The sequence below is a fragment of the Candidatus Aquicultor sp. genome (assembly GCF_054640775.1).
In genome coordinates, this window is record NZ_JBTSLF010000041.1 from 1 (window position 1) to 16,446 (window position 16,446).

General features: G+C 51.2%; 17 protein-coding genes and 1 pseudogene. 17 read left to right on the plus strand and 1 reads right to left on the minus strand.

Annotated elements, in window-relative coordinates:
- Positions 1–154: 154 nt before the first annotated feature.
- The 16 genes and pseudogenes from ACYC56_RS05170 to ACYC56_RS05245 all read left to right on the plus strand — a co-directional run.
- Complete coding sequence (locus ACYC56_RS05170; protein WP_461373113.1) at positions 155–670, plus strand: TolB family protein; 516 nt, start codon at positions 155–157, stop codon at positions 668–670.
- Between the two features lie 169 nt (positions 671–839).
- On the plus strand, positions 840–1,493 hold the full coding sequence (locus ACYC56_RS05175; RefSeq protein WP_461373114.1) for a response regulator: 654 nt from the start codon (positions 840–842) through the stop codon (positions 1,491–1,493).
- A gap of 12 nt (positions 1,494–1,505) precedes the next feature.
- Complete coding sequence (locus tag ACYC56_RS05180; protein ID WP_461373115.1) at positions 1,506–2,963, plus strand: sensor histidine kinase; 1,458 nt, start codon at positions 1,506–1,508, stop codon at positions 2,961–2,963.
- Positions 2,964–3,234: 271 nt separating this feature from the next.
- The gene (locus tag ACYC56_RS05185) at positions 3,235–3,441 is read left to right on the plus strand and encodes a hypothetical protein (RefSeq protein WP_461373116.1); all 207 of its coding nucleotides are present in this window, start codon (positions 3,235–3,237) and stop codon (positions 3,439–3,441) included.
- Between the two features lie 76 nt (positions 3,442–3,517).
- Positions 3,518–4,429 (plus strand): sulfite exporter TauE/SafE family protein, encoded by a 912-nt coding sequence (locus ACYC56_RS05190; protein ID WP_461373117.1) that lies wholly within the window; start codon positions 3,518–3,520, stop codon positions 4,427–4,429.
- Positions 4,430–4,448: 19 nt separating this feature from the next.
- Positions 4,449–5,228 (plus strand): TIGR02186 family protein, encoded by a 780-nt coding sequence (locus ACYC56_RS05195; RefSeq protein WP_461373118.1) that lies wholly within the window; start codon positions 4,449–4,451, stop codon positions 5,226–5,228.
- A 113-nt stretch (positions 5,229–5,341) separates the two neighbouring features.
- Complete coding sequence (locus ACYC56_RS05200; protein ID WP_461373119.1) at positions 5,342–6,217, plus strand: universal stress protein; 876 nt, start codon at positions 5,342–5,344, stop codon at positions 6,215–6,217.
- Between the two features lie 89 nt (positions 6,218–6,306).
- A complete protein-coding gene (gene rplU, locus ACYC56_RS05205) occupies positions 6,307–6,666 on the plus strand; it encodes a 50S ribosomal protein L21 (protein WP_461373120.1) in 360 nt (119 codons plus the stop codon).
- Between the two features lie 411 nt (positions 6,667–7,077).
- Positions 7,078–7,635, plus strand: coding sequence for a 4Fe-4S dicluster domain-containing protein (locus ACYC56_RS05210; RefSeq protein ID WP_461373121.1), 558 nt, complete (start codon positions 7,078–7,080; stop codon positions 7,633–7,635).
- Positions 7,635–8,510 (plus strand): CoB--CoM heterodisulfide reductase iron-sulfur subunit B family protein, encoded by an 876-nt coding sequence (locus ACYC56_RS05215; RefSeq protein ID WP_461373122.1) that lies wholly within the window; start codon positions 7,635–7,637, stop codon positions 8,508–8,510. The genes ACYC56_RS05210 and ACYC56_RS05215 overlap by 1 nt, the downstream gene beginning before the upstream one ends.
- A 1-nt stretch (position 8,511) precedes the next feature.
- Positions 8,512–10,524 carry a 4Fe-4S dicluster domain-containing protein gene (locus tag ACYC56_RS05220; protein WP_461373123.1) on the plus strand — a complete coding sequence of 671 codons (2,013 nt, stop codon included), beginning with the start codon at positions 8,512–8,514 and terminating at the stop codon, positions 10,522–10,524.
- Positions 10,518–10,982, plus strand: coding sequence for a hydrogenase iron-sulfur subunit (locus ACYC56_RS05225; RefSeq protein WP_461373124.1), 465 nt, complete (start codon positions 10,518–10,520; stop codon positions 10,980–10,982). The genes ACYC56_RS05220 and ACYC56_RS05225 overlap by 7 nt, the downstream gene beginning before the upstream one ends.
- A 13-nt stretch (positions 10,983–10,995) precedes the next feature.
- Positions 10,996–11,943 (plus strand): 4Fe-4S dicluster domain-containing protein, encoded by a 948-nt coding sequence (locus tag ACYC56_RS05230; RefSeq protein WP_461373125.1) that lies wholly within the window; start codon positions 10,996–10,998, stop codon positions 11,941–11,943.
- Entirely contained in the window at positions 11,933–13,066 is a 1,134-nt protein-coding gene (locus ACYC56_RS05235; protein ID WP_461373126.1) for a 4Fe-4S dicluster domain-containing protein, read from the plus strand. Before ACYC56_RS05230 ends, ACYC56_RS05235 begins: the two co-directional genes overlap by 11 nt.
- The gene (locus tag ACYC56_RS05240; protein WP_461373127.1) at positions 13,059–13,904 is read left to right on the plus strand and encodes an FAD/NAD(P)-binding protein; all 846 of its coding nucleotides are present in this window, start codon (positions 13,059–13,061) and stop codon (positions 13,902–13,904) included. The genes ACYC56_RS05235 and ACYC56_RS05240 overlap by 8 nt, the downstream gene beginning before the upstream one ends.
- A 169-nt stretch (positions 13,905–14,073) precedes the next feature.
- Positions 14,074–14,310 (plus strand): annotated as a pseudogene (locus ACYC56_RS05245) (HigA family addiction module antitoxin); the annotation flags it as partial.
- A 136-nt stretch (positions 14,311–14,446) separates the two neighbouring features.
- On the opposite strand, the gene ACYC56_RS05250 reads toward ACYC56_RS05245, so the two are convergent.
- Entirely contained in the window at positions 14,447–14,827 is a 381-nt protein-coding gene (locus ACYC56_RS05250; protein WP_461373128.1) for a PRC-barrel domain-containing protein, read from the minus strand.
- Between the two features lie 202 nt (positions 14,828–15,029).
- Between ACYC56_RS05250 and ACYC56_RS05255 the strand changes: the two genes are divergently transcribed.
- A partial coding sequence (locus ACYC56_RS05255) for a cation-translocating P-type ATPase (RefSeq protein ID WP_461373131.1) occupies positions 15,030–16,446 on the plus strand: 1,417 nt, incomplete at its 3' end.

Here is a 16,446-nt window from a genome sequence, read left to right on the forward strand (position 1 = left end):
GATATCGTTCGGTTTTGGGTAGTTTAGATCAGTTCCGTGCGCCGTTTTAGGATGGTACCCGAACGGGAAACAGCTCGCCGTATATGCAAGCGGCGGCAGCGAGGCCGCGAACACCCTCCTGAAGGTTGATTTAACAACGAGAAAAGTCGCTGTCGTGGCGAAAAACGCTCTCCTCAAAGCATTTGACCCGGATGGCGACCTTAACGTTGTTCGTCCTACGCGGCTGGACAGCGCGACAGGCAAGGAAAAGGCAGATAAGTCGAATCCAGGTACATCAAAGCTCACCTGGGAGATATGGAAGATATCGAAACGCGCCGGCATGCAACAAGTGACAAAAGACAGGCTTCCTTCAAGCCTGGTTGCCTGGTCTACCGATAGTAAGCGAGTCGTTTTCTCAAAGGTCGAGGGCAGATACGGGATGCAGCTCTATGTCGCCACCGCCGGCGGTGCGGCCGCAAAACGCATCACGGATTTGCCCCGATATGATAGCCTTGTACCCTTATGGGCCCCAGATAACACGAGCATCGTATTCTGCGCCATACAAGCCACCGCCAAAAACCCCGGCGCTTACTTCTATTACTACGATATAAAGAACGACGAAACGCACCCGCTGATCAAAGGCGATGCGACGCCGCTGCAAATGGGCGTGCTATTTGCCGTGTATAAATAGGCCATCATTCTTAAGCGTTAACAATAAACTATCAATCCTGCACCGGAGAACTGCTTGAGGGGATAGTTATTAGTGGTTTTAACTACACGATATCCCGGAGAATACTGATGATGTAATAGGCGCAACCTGAATATAAATTAACTACATTCAGGACTATAATTAAGACATTATGAATAAGATAAAGATTTTGCTTGCTGAAGACCATGTGCTTGTAAGACAAAGCTTGCGGGAATACCTGGAAAAGGAAGATGATTTGGAAGTAATAGGCGAAGCAGGGGACGGGGAGCAGCTTATAACTTTAGCACAGGAGTTAAAGCCGGATATTATCATTACCGATGTGGCTATGCCTAAACTGAATGGGATTAAAGCCACAAAAAAGATCAAGGCAATGAATATCAAGGTGCCGATACTCGTTCTTAGCGCTTACGATGTCGACCAATATATTTTTTCGCTTATCGAAGCCGGGGCCGCCGGTTATCTGCTTAAGGATATTGATGGAGAGGAATTAAAAGACAGTATTCGCCGCGTAAGCAGCGGAGACTCCGTATTGGCGCCCGCAATTGCCCGCAAGGTTATGGAGCGATTGAGGACTAACGGCAACAACCAGGACCCGCGATCCTTTGAGTTACTCACTGATAGAGAGATCGAGACGCTTGAGTTAGCATCCCAAGGCAAGAGCAACAAGGAAATTGCCGATCAGCTACATGTAACCGTTCATACCGTTGAGGCGCATTTAGGACATGTATTCAACAAGCTGGGTGTTAGCTCCCGCACCGAAGCGGTCGTGTTAGCTCTTAAAAAAGGCTGGATAGGCTTAGATTAGCCGTAATAAATCATGAACACTATGTTTAAAAAGATCGACAACACGCAGGGTGGACGGCAAGTTCGCCTCCTTGCCGATCCGCAATTCTGGTCGATACTGAGCATCTTCGTTTTGATAACCTTGCATTATTACGATAATTTGACCAGCTTCCGGCTCTTCTCGTTGCCCGATTTGCCCCTGGGTATAACCAGGCATACCGTTGACCGTATGCTCTACCTCGTACCTATTGCACTTAGCAGCCTGATATTCGGTTCAAAGGGCGGGTTCATCACCGTAATAGCCGCTTTTCTGGCCATGATACCGCGCGCCCTTTTCTTCTCCGCGTTTGAGAGTTCGGCGCTTTTGGAAACCATCGTTGTCACCCTTATCGGAAGCCTTGTGCCTTTCGGGTCGGCGCATTACAGAAGTCAAGAGAAACAGCTTGAAGTAACCAAGGAGAAACTCGAGCTGTCCAACAGAAAGTATCAGCAGCTTTTTGAAAGCGCCCAGGACGCCATCTGGGTGCAGAATCTATCGGGTAACGTTATTGCGGCCAACCTGGCTGCGGCCGAGCTTTTCGGATATGATTTGCAGGCGCTTATCGGGATGGGTAGCCAGCAGTTTTTCTCGCACGAGGACCTGGTCCTGTCCAAAGCGATACAAAGAAACCTCTTGAACGGCGATGAGGGGCACGAACCCTACAGGCAAGTAATCGTTAAAAAAGATGGAAGCAAGGCCTATGTTATGCTGACCGCAAATCCAATCTCAAGTAACGGTCATCCCGATGGTATCCAATTTATCGGCAGAGACATAACAAAAGAAGTGAGAATGCAAGAAAATCAAAGTTTCTACCTTCGTCAGGTTACCAGGGCGCATGAGGAGGAGCGACAGCGTATCTCCCGCGATCTGCACGATAGCACCGCCCAAAGCCTCATAGCCACGATTCGCTCTTTGGAGAGATTCTGCGAAGAGGATACGCAACTCTCACCTGAAAGGCTGAAACTCTTATGCGATTACAAAACCCGGCTAAAAGACGTATTGCAAGAGATACGCCAGATAAGCAGAGATTTGCGACCATCGATTATAGACGAGTTAGGCATTCTTGCTGCCGTTGAGTGGCTGGTGGGACAGTTTAAAACCGAGCACGGGATAGCCGCAACCCTAACGGTGATAGGTGAAGAAAAGGAGTTCTCTCCTGAAATAGAAGTAACTCTATTCCGCATTATCCAGGAGGCGCTGAGGAATATCGCGAAACATGCGGAGGCCACAGAGGTATGGATTACTGTCGATTTTGAAGAAAAAGAGACCATTATCAACATTATTGATAATGGTAAGGGGTTTGAACTACCCGCGAGCCTCGGAGAACTATCCCGCATGGGTAAACTTGGGGTAGATGGGATGAAGACGAGGGCTCGTCTCGTGGGCGGCACTTTCGATATACAATCCAGCCCAGGTGACGGTACAGCCATCGTAGTCGTCATTCCTGCTTGATGCCCACCCGGCCGGTCCCGGCCGACGACCTATGTGACTATCAATAACCACTTTCATACTATATTGGTAAATCCCCTTATCCGCTACAAGGTAATCAGTAATTGGTGTGCTATGGAATTCGTAACTACTGCAAATAGATATCCATAAACGCACGCTACTAATTTTTGTACCCGAAGTATGGCACTCGCACCGATGCTATATCCCCTGGTAAGTGGTCAAATTAAATTAAGCAGTTTTCACGGGAACGCTAACGTGGCGAGAAGGAGGAAAAATGAAAGGGATTAAAAGGTTTTTTAGTAATTTTGAAGACACCATGGTTGCGGTTACCTTCGCAGAGGCGGGGGAGCTTGAAACGGCCAGGCAGATCATGGCTGAGTCAGAATCAACGGCAGAGGAATCGAAGAAGGTCGATTTAAGCAAGTATCAAAACAAAGGGAAAGGTACTGCATATCTAAAGCAACGAACAAACACGCGGTAAGAACGCCCGGCGATAGCTTCAAGCTATTAACAGGAAATATTCGCATTCAACTAGTTCAAAAGGGAGTTCTTGAATAATGTTCCTCTATTTACCTGTCGCACTTACCAGTGTTAATACGATGATTATCCTGGGCGTTGGCTTGAGTATCGGGTTACTATCCGGCCTATTTGGTGTAGGTGGTGGTTTCCTAATAACTCCAATCCTAATGATGCTTGGAATTCCCCCTACCGTGGCCGCAGCGTCTGGCGCAAACCAGATGGTGGCCGCATCAGCTTCCGGCACATATACTCACTGGAAACTTGGACACGTCGATTTCAAGATGGGCGCCTATCTACTTATCGGAAGCTTTATAGGCGGGATATTCGGGGTTTACGCTATAGCGGTGCTGAAAGCGCTCGGCAACGCAGACTTTATAATCAAGCTCACCTATGTTTTGATTCCGTTAACGGTTGGCGGCTATATGATGGCTGAAGCGCTGCAGAGTATGAGAAAAGCACGGATGGGCGAAAACGCCGAGGCGCCCAAGAAAGAATCTGGATTTAAAAAGTCTCTCAAATCCTTACCGTTTCAGACGGATTTTCCAAAATCGGGGGTAAGGCACTCCGCATTACTGCCTGTAATTCTTGGCATATTGGTGGGGATACTCGCCGCGATTATGGGGGTCGGCGGGGGGTTTATTATGGTTCCTATCATGCTGTACCTCCTCGATATGCCGATACTCGTCGTGATCGGCACGAGTTTGTTTCAAATATTGTTCACGGTAATCGAAGTAACGTTCCTGTCGGCTTATACAAACCATACAGTCGACTTTACTCTTGCGTTGATTATGTTGATCGGCTCAAGTGTTGGCGCTCAACTTGGAACCATGCTCAGCAAGAAACTGGATGCGGAACAGCTAAAAATACTACTGGCTTTTCTAATTCTAGCGGTAGGCATAAAGATCCTATCCGAACTCACGTTGAGTCCATCAATTCGCCTGGCGCTTTAGCGCACGAAGGGGATCGTAGATGCACAATTCAAGGTTTACATTAAAAGCGATCGCGGTTACCGTTCTTACGGTACTGTCCGCGTTATTCATATTCTCGGGCATAGCTTTTGCACAGCTAAACGTAGCCACAAACCAAAGCCGCATCGAGATAGATGCGTTTTATCACGGCAGCAGCATAAAAATCAGCGGCGATACCGATCCTGGAACAGATGTGATCATGAAAATCACTTCTCCCGAGGGTGAGAGCAAGCTTAGGGAAAAGGGTAAGGTAGGGGTCTTCTGGATGAATACCAGAGAGTTAAAGTTTGAGCATGTGCCCAACCTTTATCTTTTATATAGCACAAGGAATATAAAAGATATCATTACCAAGGAAGAGGCGGATAAGTATGTAGTCGGTTATCCAGCTATGGAGAAGTACATAAGCATAGCGCCAATAAGGGAAGATAGAGAGAAAAGCAGGTGGTTTAAGGAGTTTGTAAAATTCAAGGAAGCATCGGGTTTGTACGGTATCTCCTCCGGCAGGATCTCTACGACTAAAAACGGGGGCGAGGAACTGTATAACACAACTATTGATTGGCCGTTTCAAGCACCTCCCGGGAAATACATGGTAACCGTGTACGAGGTCAAACACGGTAAGGTTATTGGAAAGACTGAGGCGAGCATTTCTGTTAAGCGGGATGGGTTTGTGAAGGCTACCGGTAACATGGCAAACAAAAACGGGGCCTTATACGGTGTGCTGTCCATAACAATAGCGCTTATCGTAGGCTTCGGCATCAGCCTGGTCTTCAAGAAAGCGTAGTCACCGGCACTATCACCCAGCGCACTTCACTTGCGATAACCCAGCTAAGATGCAAGTGAGGTCGATCGCTGGCTGTGACGGCTGCAAAAAAAGCCAGTAAGGAAGTCATAACTATGGATAAACGATTAACTATGCAGAGGATTACAAATATCTTAATAGCCGTCGATGGTTCAGATTCGAGTAAAAATGCACTTAAACGTACCATCGAGTATTCGAAAAAAGGGGATTGCAGGATCACAGTCATGACCGTGCCCCCATCTTACGAGGGAGAACTGGAGCTTGGCCTCGTTAAGAATATAAAGGGAATCTTTAGGGATTTTGCAGAGAAAATTCTTTCAGATGCAAGTGAGATTGCCAAAGAGGAAGGAATACAGATCGAAACCGTGCTTGGGGAGGGCGGCATCCACGAAGCCATAATCGATGTTGCCGAAGCAAAAGACTGCGACCTAATAATTATGGGCAGAAGGGGTCTGGACAACCTTGAGCGGGCTTTCATGGGGAGCGTCACGGCCCGCGTTATCGGCTACAGCCCTATAGATGTGCTTGTTATGCCGCACGACAGCACCATCAGGTGTGAACGTATCTTACTTGCCGTTGACGGCTCAAAACATAGCGAGCTTGCTGCAAGGAGAGCGATACAAGTGGCCCAGGCCTATAACGGCGAACTTAAGGTGCTCTCTGTTGTGGACATCCCCATTGAAGCTTATGGCGATGCACTGGGTGTCGTCGAACAAATGGTAGAAAAAGCCCGACAAATGACGAAAAACGTTGAAGAGCAGGCAAAGCGTTCAGGGATTAAGGCAGAGACCTTTGTCAGAGAGGGTGACTCCCATGAGAAAATCATTGAAATGGCGTATAAACTTAAGGCCGATGTTGTCTTCATGGGAAGCCATGGTCGTACAGGCTTGCGCCGTCTTCTCATGGGAAGCGTTACCGAAAAGGTGATCGGCAACGCACCATGTCCGGTGCTCGTTGTTAAAGCTTACTAAGGGCAGCGGTTGCCCGATTGAGCTTCTAATGTGTTGACACGTGCTCTTTCACATGCTATCATCAATGCTTGTTGCTAAGGAGGATTGCTATGTATGCCATCATAAGATGCGGTGGAACACAATATAAGGTAAGTAAGGGCGATGAGCTGGTAGTTGACCAGGTAAAAGGTAACCCCGGCGATAAGTTCGACATCGAGGACGTTATCATGCTCCGCGACGACCACGTTACGGCGAGCGGTCTTGATAAAGTAAAAGTCGTTGCCTCGGTCATCGAGCATTTCAGGGGAGACAAGGTTATCGTCTTTAAATACAAAGCCAAGAAAAATTACCGCCGCAAAAACGGTCATCGTTCATATCTCTCAAAGATAAGGATCGAAGACATCAAGGTTCCAAAGGCAAAGGCCGCTAAGAAGGAAGAGGAGCCGAAAGAAGCCGAAGCAACTGCTTAATCGTAACCAAATAATAATTAAAAAGAGGCTACGGCCTCTTTTTTTTATCGATTTTATGCCGATATGTACGGGCAGGCCAGCATGAATAATCGGATAACTTGCTTGCTTACATGCCAAGTGGTATCACATCTAAAAAAGTTAGCAGATTTAACATGAAATATATTGATTTTTGCTAAATATTGGTTAATACTAATGCTAGCTGGGAGCTATAGTAGAGCAAGTTACTACGAGTTACAAACTTTTGAGTCTTTAAAATTACATAACGTAAGGCGAAAGACAGGCCACAAGTCTGTCTTTGTTAATGTGCGTCGATTGTGTCTAAATTCACAATCTAACATATAGGCAAACATATAGCGAAAAACAGTTTAATCAGTAACAAAAAAACTCTCGAGCGGAAAGAAGGTTATTAGCTTGGCTGTATCTGGGCAGCTTAAATCCATCGACATGGATTTAAAGAAAGAGATCGAAGAGCGATCCGGGCAAAAGCTCTCAATGTGCTACCTTTGCGGTAAGTGCAGTGCGGGTTGTCCGGTTGCTCCATACCAGGACATCCCACCACACGTGGTCATGCGTCTGGCACAGTTGGGTAGTAGGGCGCTATTGCAGTCGAAGATGATATGGAACTGCGTCTCTTGCGGAACCTGCTATACCCGTTGTCCTAACAGCGTCGATCCCGCCAAGGTTTGCGAGGCGGCGGCGCACATTTCGAAACGCACGGGTCAAATCGCAAGCAAGCCTGCATCGGTGCTGCGTGAAACATTCGTAGAGTCGATCAAGCAGAACGGTCGCATGCATGAACTGCCTCTCGCCGTTAAAATGAAGATGGCGACAGGAGATTATCTCGGTGATCTCGATATGGGTATACCGATGTTCCTCCAGGGCAAGTTCCCGGTTTCGGCACATAAAATCAAGGGCTTAGACAAGTTCCAAAAGCTCTTTAAGTACAATCTTAAGAAGGGGGATAAGTAATGACGAAATATGCTTATTACCCCGGCTGCTCGCTTGAGACGAGCGCCAAGGAGTATGATACTTCGGTTCGCGGGGTATTCAATAAGCTCGACCTCGGGCTTACAGAGATCCCAGATTGGTCGTGCTGCGGCTCATCGCAGGCACACAAAGTCGACCGCGGCATGGCGGCTGCGGTTGCCGGAAGAAACCTTGTTCTGGCAAGCGAAATCGGCGACATCATGGCCCCGTGCGCATCATGCTCTTTAACGCTTAAAGAAGCTATGATCGAGCTCGAACACGAAGGACCTGAGAGGGCCGTTTTAAAGGACGCCGGTTTTGAGTACCTGCCCGGAAGCGTCAACGTGGTCTCCGCCGTCGAAGCGGTCTATCGCGCGCTTCAGAACGGTGATTTTGAAGGCAAAGTCAAGAATCCTCTCGAGGGATTAAAAGTCGCATCATATTATGGATGCCTTCTGGTACGTCCACCGGAAGTAGCCAAGTTCGATGATCCCGAAAATCCTGTTTCCATGGATAAGATCATGGAAGTTGCCGGCGCAACGCCGGTTAAGTGGTCACATAAAACAGACTGCTGTGGCAATGCATATGTCATGGTAGACAAGAACATGACGTTAAGTCTGGTCACAAAAATCCTGAACGCTGCCGACAGGGGCGGCGCCGACATCATTGTTACAGCGTGCCCGATGTGCCAAACGAACGTTGCACCGAGGCACGCTCTGTTGCAGCAAAAATTTGGTTTGAAGCGCAGTATTCCGGTAGTATATTTCACACAACTTTTAGGTGCCGCCCTGGGTGTCGATAAAGGCAAGCTTGCTATGGACGAGGGCGTCTACAAGCTTATTGCCAAAGCGCGGCAAACAGAAAAGGTAGTTGGTTAGTATGGCGAGAGTTGGAGTATTTATCTGTCATTGCGGCGCGAATATCGCCGGCAAGGTGGATGTCGCAAAGGTCGCGGAAGAAGCGATCAATCTTCCAGGCGTGGTATATACCAGCCACCAAAAATATTCTTGCTCCGAGGCGGGGCAGAAAGTCATCGCCGAGGCGATCAAGGAGAACAAGCTCGACCGTGTGGTCATCGGCTCCTGCTCGCCGAAGATGCACGAGAACACATTTCGGAAAACCGTCCAGCAGGCGGGCCTTAATGCCTACATGCTGGACATCGCAAACCTTCGCGAGCACGTCTCTTGGGTAACGGCGGATAGGGAAGAGGCCACCGAGAAGGCGTTCGATTTGATCAAAGCCGCGGTCGGTAAAGTAACGTTCGCCAAGCCGCTTACACCGGGTCAAGTCCCGGTAACGAAGCGCGCGCTGGTCATCGGCGGCGGCATCGCCGGCATTCAGGCATCGCTCGATATCGCCGGTATGGGATACGAAGTCGTCATGGTCGAAAGGGAGCCGTCAATCGGCGGGCGTATGGCCCAGCTCGATAAGACCTTCCCGACGCTCGACTGCTCGGCGTGTATCCTCTCACCGAGGATGGTCGATATCGCACAACATCCAAACATCAAACTCTATACCTACTCCGAGGTCGAGACGGTCAACGGGTATGTCGGCAACTTTAACGTGACCATCCGTAAAAAGGCTCGTTTTGTCGACGAGAAGGTTTGTACTGGGTGCCTCGAGTGCATAGGCAAGTGCCCGTTAAAGAAGAAGCTTAAAAATAAATTTGAGAACGACAGGGCGCCGCGCGGGGCGATTTACGTTCCGTTTGCGCAGGCGGTCCCGAAAGTTCCTGTTATAGAGAAAGAAACGTGTCAATACCTGAACTCGCCCGACCCGGCGACAGTCGAGGTCAAAGAGGGCGAGAAGGCCCCGAAACGCAAATGCGGCGCATGCAAGAGGGCTTGCGCGCAGGGCGCCATCGATTACGATATGCAGGATGAGCTTATCAACGAGACCTTCGGTGCCATCGTCGTCGCGACCGGCTTCAACCTGTTCGATCACAGCAAGTACGGCGAGTACGGCGGCGGGGAACTCCCGGATGTCATCACCGGTCTCGATTTCGAGCGGATGGTCAACTCATCCGGCCCGACCGAAGGCAAAATCGTTCGCCCATCCAACGGCGAGAAGCCAAAGCGCGTGGTCTTCATCCAGTGCGTGGGTTCGCGTGACGAGGCCAAGGGCGTGCCGTATTGCTCGAGGATTTGTTGCATGTATACGGCGAAGCATACCATTCTTGTTCGCGAGAAGGTGCCGGACGCCGAAGTATACGTCTTCTATATGGATATCAGGGCCGCAGGTAAGGGCTACGAGGAGTTTGTGTTACGCGCCCAGCGCGAATACGGCGCCAACTACGTCCGCGGCCGGGTATCGCGCATCTACGAGGAAGACGGCCATATGATTATAAAGGCGGCAGACACGTTGGCCGGCATGCCGATCGAGATGGCGGCGGACATGGTTATCCTGGCGACAGGCTCCATTCCCCGCGAGGATAGCGTAGAGCTTGCCAACACCATCGGTATAACGACAGACGCCTACGGCTTCATCAGCGAGGTTCACCCGAAGCTGAAACCGGTCGAGGTTCCACGCGAGGGCGTCTTCGCCTGTGGAGCGACTCTGTCGCCGCGCGATATCCCCGATACGGTAGCCACCGCCGGTGCGGTCGCCGCCAAAGTCGGTGTGTTGTTCTCGAACGATGTCCTGATGAGCGACCCGATGGTCGCAACCATCGACCCGATGGTCTGCGTGGCCTGCGGCGCATGCGTAAGCGTATGCCCGTATTCGGCGATCACCATGGAAGAGTTCAGAGGCAAGAAGTTCGCTAAGGTAAACGAGGCCATGTGCCAGGGGTGCGGGACCTGTTCGGCGGCGTGCCGTCCGGGTGCAGCCCAGCTCAAGGGCGTAACTGATGAACAGATATTAAAATCGATAGAGGCGGTATTACAGTGGTAGAGAATGAGAAGTACAAGATAATCGGATTTTTCTGCAACTGGTGCAGCTACGCCGGTGCAGACCTGGCGGGAAACCTTCGCCTGAGCTATCCGGCGGATCTCAGGATTGCAAGGATTCCCTGTACGGGCCGGATGGACCCACTCTTCGCGCTGAAAGCATTGCTTGACGGCGCAGACGGGGTCATGGTCTCCGGCTGACACCCCGGTGATTGCCACTATAGAGAGGGCAATTACTACGCCAGGCGGCGCCTGGCATTGTTTAACGAGATACTGCCGGTATTAGGCATCGAGCCGGACAGGTTCAGGTACACCTGGATCGCGGCCTCCGAAGGTAAAGAGCTGAAAGAGGAAGTCGATGACTTCGTCCAGGTCTTGCAGAAAATCGGCAAATTCAACCCTAGTGTCTTCTCGAATCTCGACCCGGCGACGGTTGCAGAGATAGAGAAGGCGGGAGAGTAGGTCGAGGCCTAATATGGAGAAACTTCAAACGCAATTACGAGAAAAAGCTATAGAACTCTTGGGAAAAGAGGAAGTAACCGCTGTTATCGGGTGGGGTTCGGGTTGGAACCCGGCAAAAGCGACACCGCTTTTCGCCCGCGATAAAGAAACGGCGGATAAATTCGTCTTTAACCCGTTCTGCTTCAACAACCTGGCAGTTTACCTGCCGAGGATGAATGAAAAGACCGCGATCATGTCCAAGCCCTGTGAGGCGGGTTCCATCGTGGCGCTTCTCGCCGAAGGCAAAATCGCCCGTGAGAACATCTACGTGGTAGGTGTTGCATGTCGCGGTATCGTCGACCCGGTCAAGCTTGAGAAGGCCGTCGGGTCGATAGACGATGCGACAGCCGCATACCTTGATGGCGACACCGTAGTCGTCGAGATCGGCGGAGAGGCGAAACGGGTACCGTTTGCGGAGGTCGTCATGAATAAGTGTACGTCCTGCAGCCAAACGGATACGACCTTCAGCGATGTTATGGTAGGAGATGCGGTCCAGCCGCCGCAAGGCCAGGCGCAATCCGTTGTTCCGGAGGATGCCGACGCCGCGTGGTGGGCCGCGTTTTGGACAAAAGAATTCGATCGTTGCATCCGCTGCTACGCATGCCGCGAGTCATGCCCGGCGTGCTACTGCCGTGATAACTGTGCGGTGCAGTCGCTTCGTGAGAGATGGCAACATGTGACCTGGGATTCAAAGGAAGCACTCATGTTCCACGCCCAGAGGGCCATGCACGTAGCCGGCAGATGCATCGAGTGCGGCGCATGCGAGCGTGCCTGCCCGATGGGGATTCCGCTCACGCTGCTTCACCAGCAGGTAGGCAAGGCCGTAAAGAAACTATTTAACTTTAATGTGGGGGAAAAGGTGGATGAGCGTCCGCCGCTTGAAACCTTCCGTAAGGAGGAGCTAGAGAAAAGTGGTCACTAAAATATTACCCGCTGGAAATCTCCAGTCATGGATTGATACGTTAGTCGCTTCTTTCGGGGTATACGCTCCGGTGGAAGTCGAAGGCGCTTCATCGTTTAAGCAGATCAAGACCGGGCAAGCCCCTGTGTTTGATACCAGAACCGATCTTTCACCTAAAGGTATCATATTCAAACAGATCGAAAAGATCCTCTCCTATAGGACAGGTGAGAACGGCATCGCGATCGAGTACGCGCCGGAGGAGGAGACGAAGACCGTCATCTTTGGTCTGCGTCCCTGCGACGCACGGTCGTTTACCTTGACCGACAAACCATTTCTTGATCCGGTAATGCCGGAGAATAAATACGCCGAGCGCAGGAAACAAACCACGCTCGTAACGATGGCCTGCGACAAGGCCTGCTCGACCTGTTTCTGCACGTCAGTGGGCGGCGCTCCCGACGAGAAGACGGGGGATGTCTGGATGATGAATCTGGACGGGCGCTACATCGTAGAAGCGCTCACCGAGGCCGGCGAGGAGCTTTTGAAGGCGGCCAGCTCGCTCAGCGATGCATCTGCCGATGATGAGGCCGCCGCTAAGAAGGTCGGCGAAACCGTTGCGGCATCGATGGAAAAACTCGAAGTACCGCATGCAAAAGCACTCGACAACCTCTTTACCGATGAGGCCTTCTGGCAAAACCTTACGGCCAAGTGCTTAAGCTGCGGCGCATGCACGTTTGTGTGCCCGACCTGCTACTGCTTCGACGTAAAGGATGACGGTTCCGTTAAGTCGGGCGACCGTTACCGTGGCTGGGATTCATGCATGTTCTTCCAGTACAACCGCGCTGCGGGCGGCCATAACCCAAGAGAGTTTCACTGGAAGCGTATGCGCCAGAGAATGCTCCATAAATTCAGCTACTTCCCCGAGAAGTATGACGATATCGATTGCGTAGGCTGCGGTCGCTGCATCAGAAGCTGCCCGGTCTCATACGACCTGCGTGACTTCATCAAATCGGCGCTTCGTGCAACCGCCGGAATGGAACTCGGTTTTGCCGAAGAGCTTCCAAGTGAAGATCAGGTAGAACCATTGGCGTGTGATGTACAACCGAGCGATGAGACTGTCAAGACGGGAGTTGGTTCGGATGACTAGTGCGACCGAAATCAAAACAATGCTGCCATTAACGGCTACCATTTTAGAGGTCCGCGATGAGACCTCGGATATAAAAACATTCAGGATAAAACCGGATGACGAGCAGGAGTGGGAGAAATTCCAGAACAGAAAATCCGGCCAGGTCGCCGAGCTTTCGGTGTTCGGCACGGGCGAGTCGGTTATCTCGATCACCTCGCCGCCGACACAACCGGATTACTTGGAATTCACGATCAAGCGCACCGGTGTTGTCACGGATATGATCCACACCTTTATCCCCGGGGATAAGATCGGTCTGCGCGGCCCTTACGGCAACGGATTCCCGCTCGACGAGTGGAAGGGTAAAAACCTTGTCTTCGTCGCCGGCGGTTTCGCCCTTGCACCTGCGAGGAGCGTTCTCAACTACGCGCTCGATAAGCGCGACGACTACGGTCACATCGATCTGTTCTACGGCGCCAGGACCCCGGGGGACCTCTGCTTTAGGTGGGAGTACGAGCGCTGGAAGAACGAAAAGGATATGTTTTTCGACGTTACGGTCGACTGCGGCGATGATTCCTGGGGTGGCAAGGTCGGCGTTGTCCCGGCCCTCGTAAAAGATGCCAACCCGTCACCGGAGAACACAATCGCGATAATCTGCGGTCCCCCGATCATGATCAAATTTACCCTGCAAGAACTCAACGCGATGGGTTTCCAGCCGGAGCAGATCGTCACAACCCTCGAGGGTAAGATGCAATGCTGCGTAGGCCTTTGCGGCCGCTGCAACGTCGGCTCGAAGTTCATCTGCAAAGACGGCCCGGTTTTCACACTGGCCGAGCTCAACGCAATTAATGGCGATTTCTAGTTTAGCCAGCTAGGGAGCAATACATCTTAAAAAGAGCGCCCGTTGTAAAAATAGGCGCTCTTTTTGATTTTCTGAAGACGGCGAGAGATTCCGCAAATCCGTAGTATGGCAGGACGGGAACGCCTATGAAATTGAAATAACAGACTACCATTAGAAAGGAGATTATGAAAAAAAGCTACATTCGGTACATCCCGGTGAAGTCCTCTTGGAAGAGTTTCTCAAGCCTATGGGTATGAGCCAGAACAGGCTCGCCATGAACATCGGGGTACCGGCGAGAAGGATAAACGAGATTGTCCTCGGTAAGCGAAGCATCACCGCAGATACCGCACTGAGGCTTGCTGGGTTTTTTGGCACCTCTGCCGAATTCTGGCTCGGTTTGCAGGCACAATACGATCAAGAACTATAATAAGGGTGCTCTTTAAGCACTAAGTATCTGAATGGGAATCAAACTAAGAGAGGGCCCAAAGCCCTCTCTTAGGTCCTAAGGCATCCTTGCTCTATAATAGGTCCATCCGCACGATGTCCCTATTATTATTTACCCATTAAGCGGCTTTTCTCAGTTTATCCCACCAGTCGGCGATTTTAGCGGAGAAGCTGGGCTCGCTGATGTCCATATCCGACCAATCCGGGAAGCTCTCAAGCTCGTTACGACTGATATCGAGCATAACGGTCTTGGTGTCCGGATTTACGGTCATACGGTTAAACGGAACAACGAACTGGCGCCCGCCAAATAGCGATGCGAACCAGCCGGAACCGACGATGGCATGATTGACCATGCCGGAATCGGTATCTACCAGCAGATCCAGAACCTCGCCCACATCGTCCCCGTTCACATCAAGAACTTTGTAGCCTTTAATATCTGGGAAGTTCATATCATATTTGAGACCCGAAGTGTTCTCAATGGTGCTGAGTTTCTTTAGCATTCTCATACCCTCCTTAATCACGTACCAAGCAGGTCACCACGATAGTGTACCTATCATTATCATTCCCCGGCTTTCCTGTATAAAACCGGATTTTGAACGCGATTAAACGCGAGTTTTTACGATGTATGGGACATTTATCATCGTTATTGGTAAACTTACAGGAGTGCTTCATACAAATTATCGCAGCAGGGATAGAGCAACTATGCTGAATGACATTGATATCAAATCCATCAAAGGTCTTTCCGACGCCGACGCCGCCAACCGGCTCAGGCAAGAGGGCTACAACGAACTTCCTTCAACACAAAGGCGCAATCTCTTCGCCATCGCGTTCGAAGTCGTCCGCGAACCCATGTTTTTGCTGCTCGTTGCGGGCGGTATCATCTATTTGATAGTAGGGGATATAGAGGAGGCGGTGCTTCTTTTAAGCTTCGTTTTTGTCGTCATGGGAATCACCTTTTACCAGGAGCGTAAAACCGAGCGGGCGCTCGAGGCGCTTCGTGATCTCTCAAGCCCGCGTGCGCTGGTTATCCGCGACGGCAAGGAAGAGCGAATAGCAGGCCGCGAAGTCGTGCGCGAAGATAGTATGGTGCTGACCGAAGGCGATCGCGTGCCTGCGGACGCCGTCATGCTCTCTAGCAACGACCTCACCGTTGATGAATCGCTTTTAACCGGGGAATCGGTACCGGTCAGGAAAGTCCCCTGGGATGGAATATTAGAGATAACGCGCCCGGGCGGGGAAGACCTGCCGTTTGTGTACTCGGGGACGCTCATCGTATCCGGCCAGGGAATAGCCCGGGTTCTGGCGACCGGTATTCATACCGAGATGGGCAAAATCGGAAAGGCGCTGCGCGAGCTTGAGCCCCAGGAGACGCCGTTGCAGGAGAAGACCGCAGGCCTGGTTAAGACATTGGCGATCGCAGCCCTCTCACTCGCAATCATTGTGGTCGTAGCTTACGGAGTTACCAGAGGAAATTGGCTCGATGCACTTCTTGCGGGTATCACGCTTGCGATGGCGACCATCCCGGAGGAGATCCCGGTCATCCTTGTCGTATTCCTGGCGCTCGGCGCATGGCGTATTTCGCAAAATCGCGTGCTTACACGGCGCGTTCCCGCTGTCGAAACGCTGGGTTCGGCAACTGTTCTCTGTGTGGACAAAACAGGCACACTCACGCTTAACCGCATGACCGTAAGCGATATCTACACCGGCGGCGAGTTTTATAAAGTCGATTATAGCGCGCCCGTGTCGCTCCCCGAGAAGTTTCACCAGATCGTGGAGTTCAGCATCCTGGCGAGCGAGCGTGACCCCTTTGACCCTATGGAGAAGGCGTTTAAGGAGCTTGGGTTACACTACCTCGCCCACACCGAGCACTTGCACGGCGATTGGAACCTGGTGCACGAATATTCCTTATCCCCGGAGCTTCTAGCCCTCTCGCATGTCTGGAAATCACCCGACAGCGACGAGTACGTTATCGCCGCCAAAGGCGCCCCCGAGGCTATCGCCAACCTCTGCCATTTCAGCGAGGCTCAGATGCAGGATCTCGCACAACATATCAATGAGATGGCGAATGAGGGCTTGCGTATTTTGGCGGTGGCCAGGGCTTATTATAAAGGGGGCACAT

Excerpts from the sequence above, each read along its gene's own strand:
- ACYC56_RS05175 (WP_461373114.1), top strand. The coding sequence starts at position 840 with ATGAATAAGATAAAGATTTTGCTTGCTGAAGACCATGTGCTTGTAAGA.
- ACYC56_RS05180 (WP_461373115.1), top strand. The coding sequence starts at position 1,506 with ATGAACACTATGTTTAAAAAGATCGACAACACGCAGGGTGGACGGCAA.
- ACYC56_RS05185 (WP_461373116.1), top strand. The coding sequence starts at position 3,235 with ATGAAAGGGATTAAAAGGTTTTTTAGTAATTTTGAAGACACCATGGTT.
- ACYC56_RS05190 (WP_461373117.1), top strand. The coding sequence starts at position 3,518 with ATGTTCCTCTATTTACCTGTCGCACTTACCAGTGTTAATACGATGATT.
- ACYC56_RS05195 (WP_461373118.1), top strand. The coding sequence starts at position 4,449 with ATGCACAATTCAAGGTTTACATTAAAAGCGATCGCGGTTACCGTTCTT.
- ACYC56_RS05200 (WP_461373119.1), top strand. The coding sequence starts at position 5,342 with ATGGATAAACGATTAACTATGCAGAGGATTACAAATATCTTAATAGCC.
- rplU (WP_461373120.1), top strand. The coding sequence starts at position 6,307 with ATGTATGCCATCATAAGATGCGGTGGAACACAATATAAGGTAAGTAAG.
- ACYC56_RS05215 (WP_461373122.1), top strand. The coding sequence starts at position 7,635 with ATGACGAAATATGCTTATTACCCCGGCTGCTCGCTTGAGACGAGCGCC.
- ACYC56_RS05220 (WP_461373123.1), top strand. The coding sequence starts at position 8,512 with ATGGCGAGAGTTGGAGTATTTATCTGTCATTGCGGCGCGAATATCGCC.
- ACYC56_RS05230 (WP_461373125.1), top strand. The coding sequence starts at position 10,996 with ATGGAGAAACTTCAAACGCAATTACGAGAAAAAGCTATAGAACTCTTG.
- ACYC56_RS05240 (WP_461373127.1), top strand. The coding sequence starts at position 13,059 with ATGACTAGTGCGACCGAAATCAAAACAATGCTGCCATTAACGGCTACC.
- ACYC56_RS05250 (WP_461373128.1), bottom strand. The coding sequence starts at position 14,827 with ATGCTAAAGAAACTCAGCACCATTGAGAACACTTCGGGTCTCAAATAT.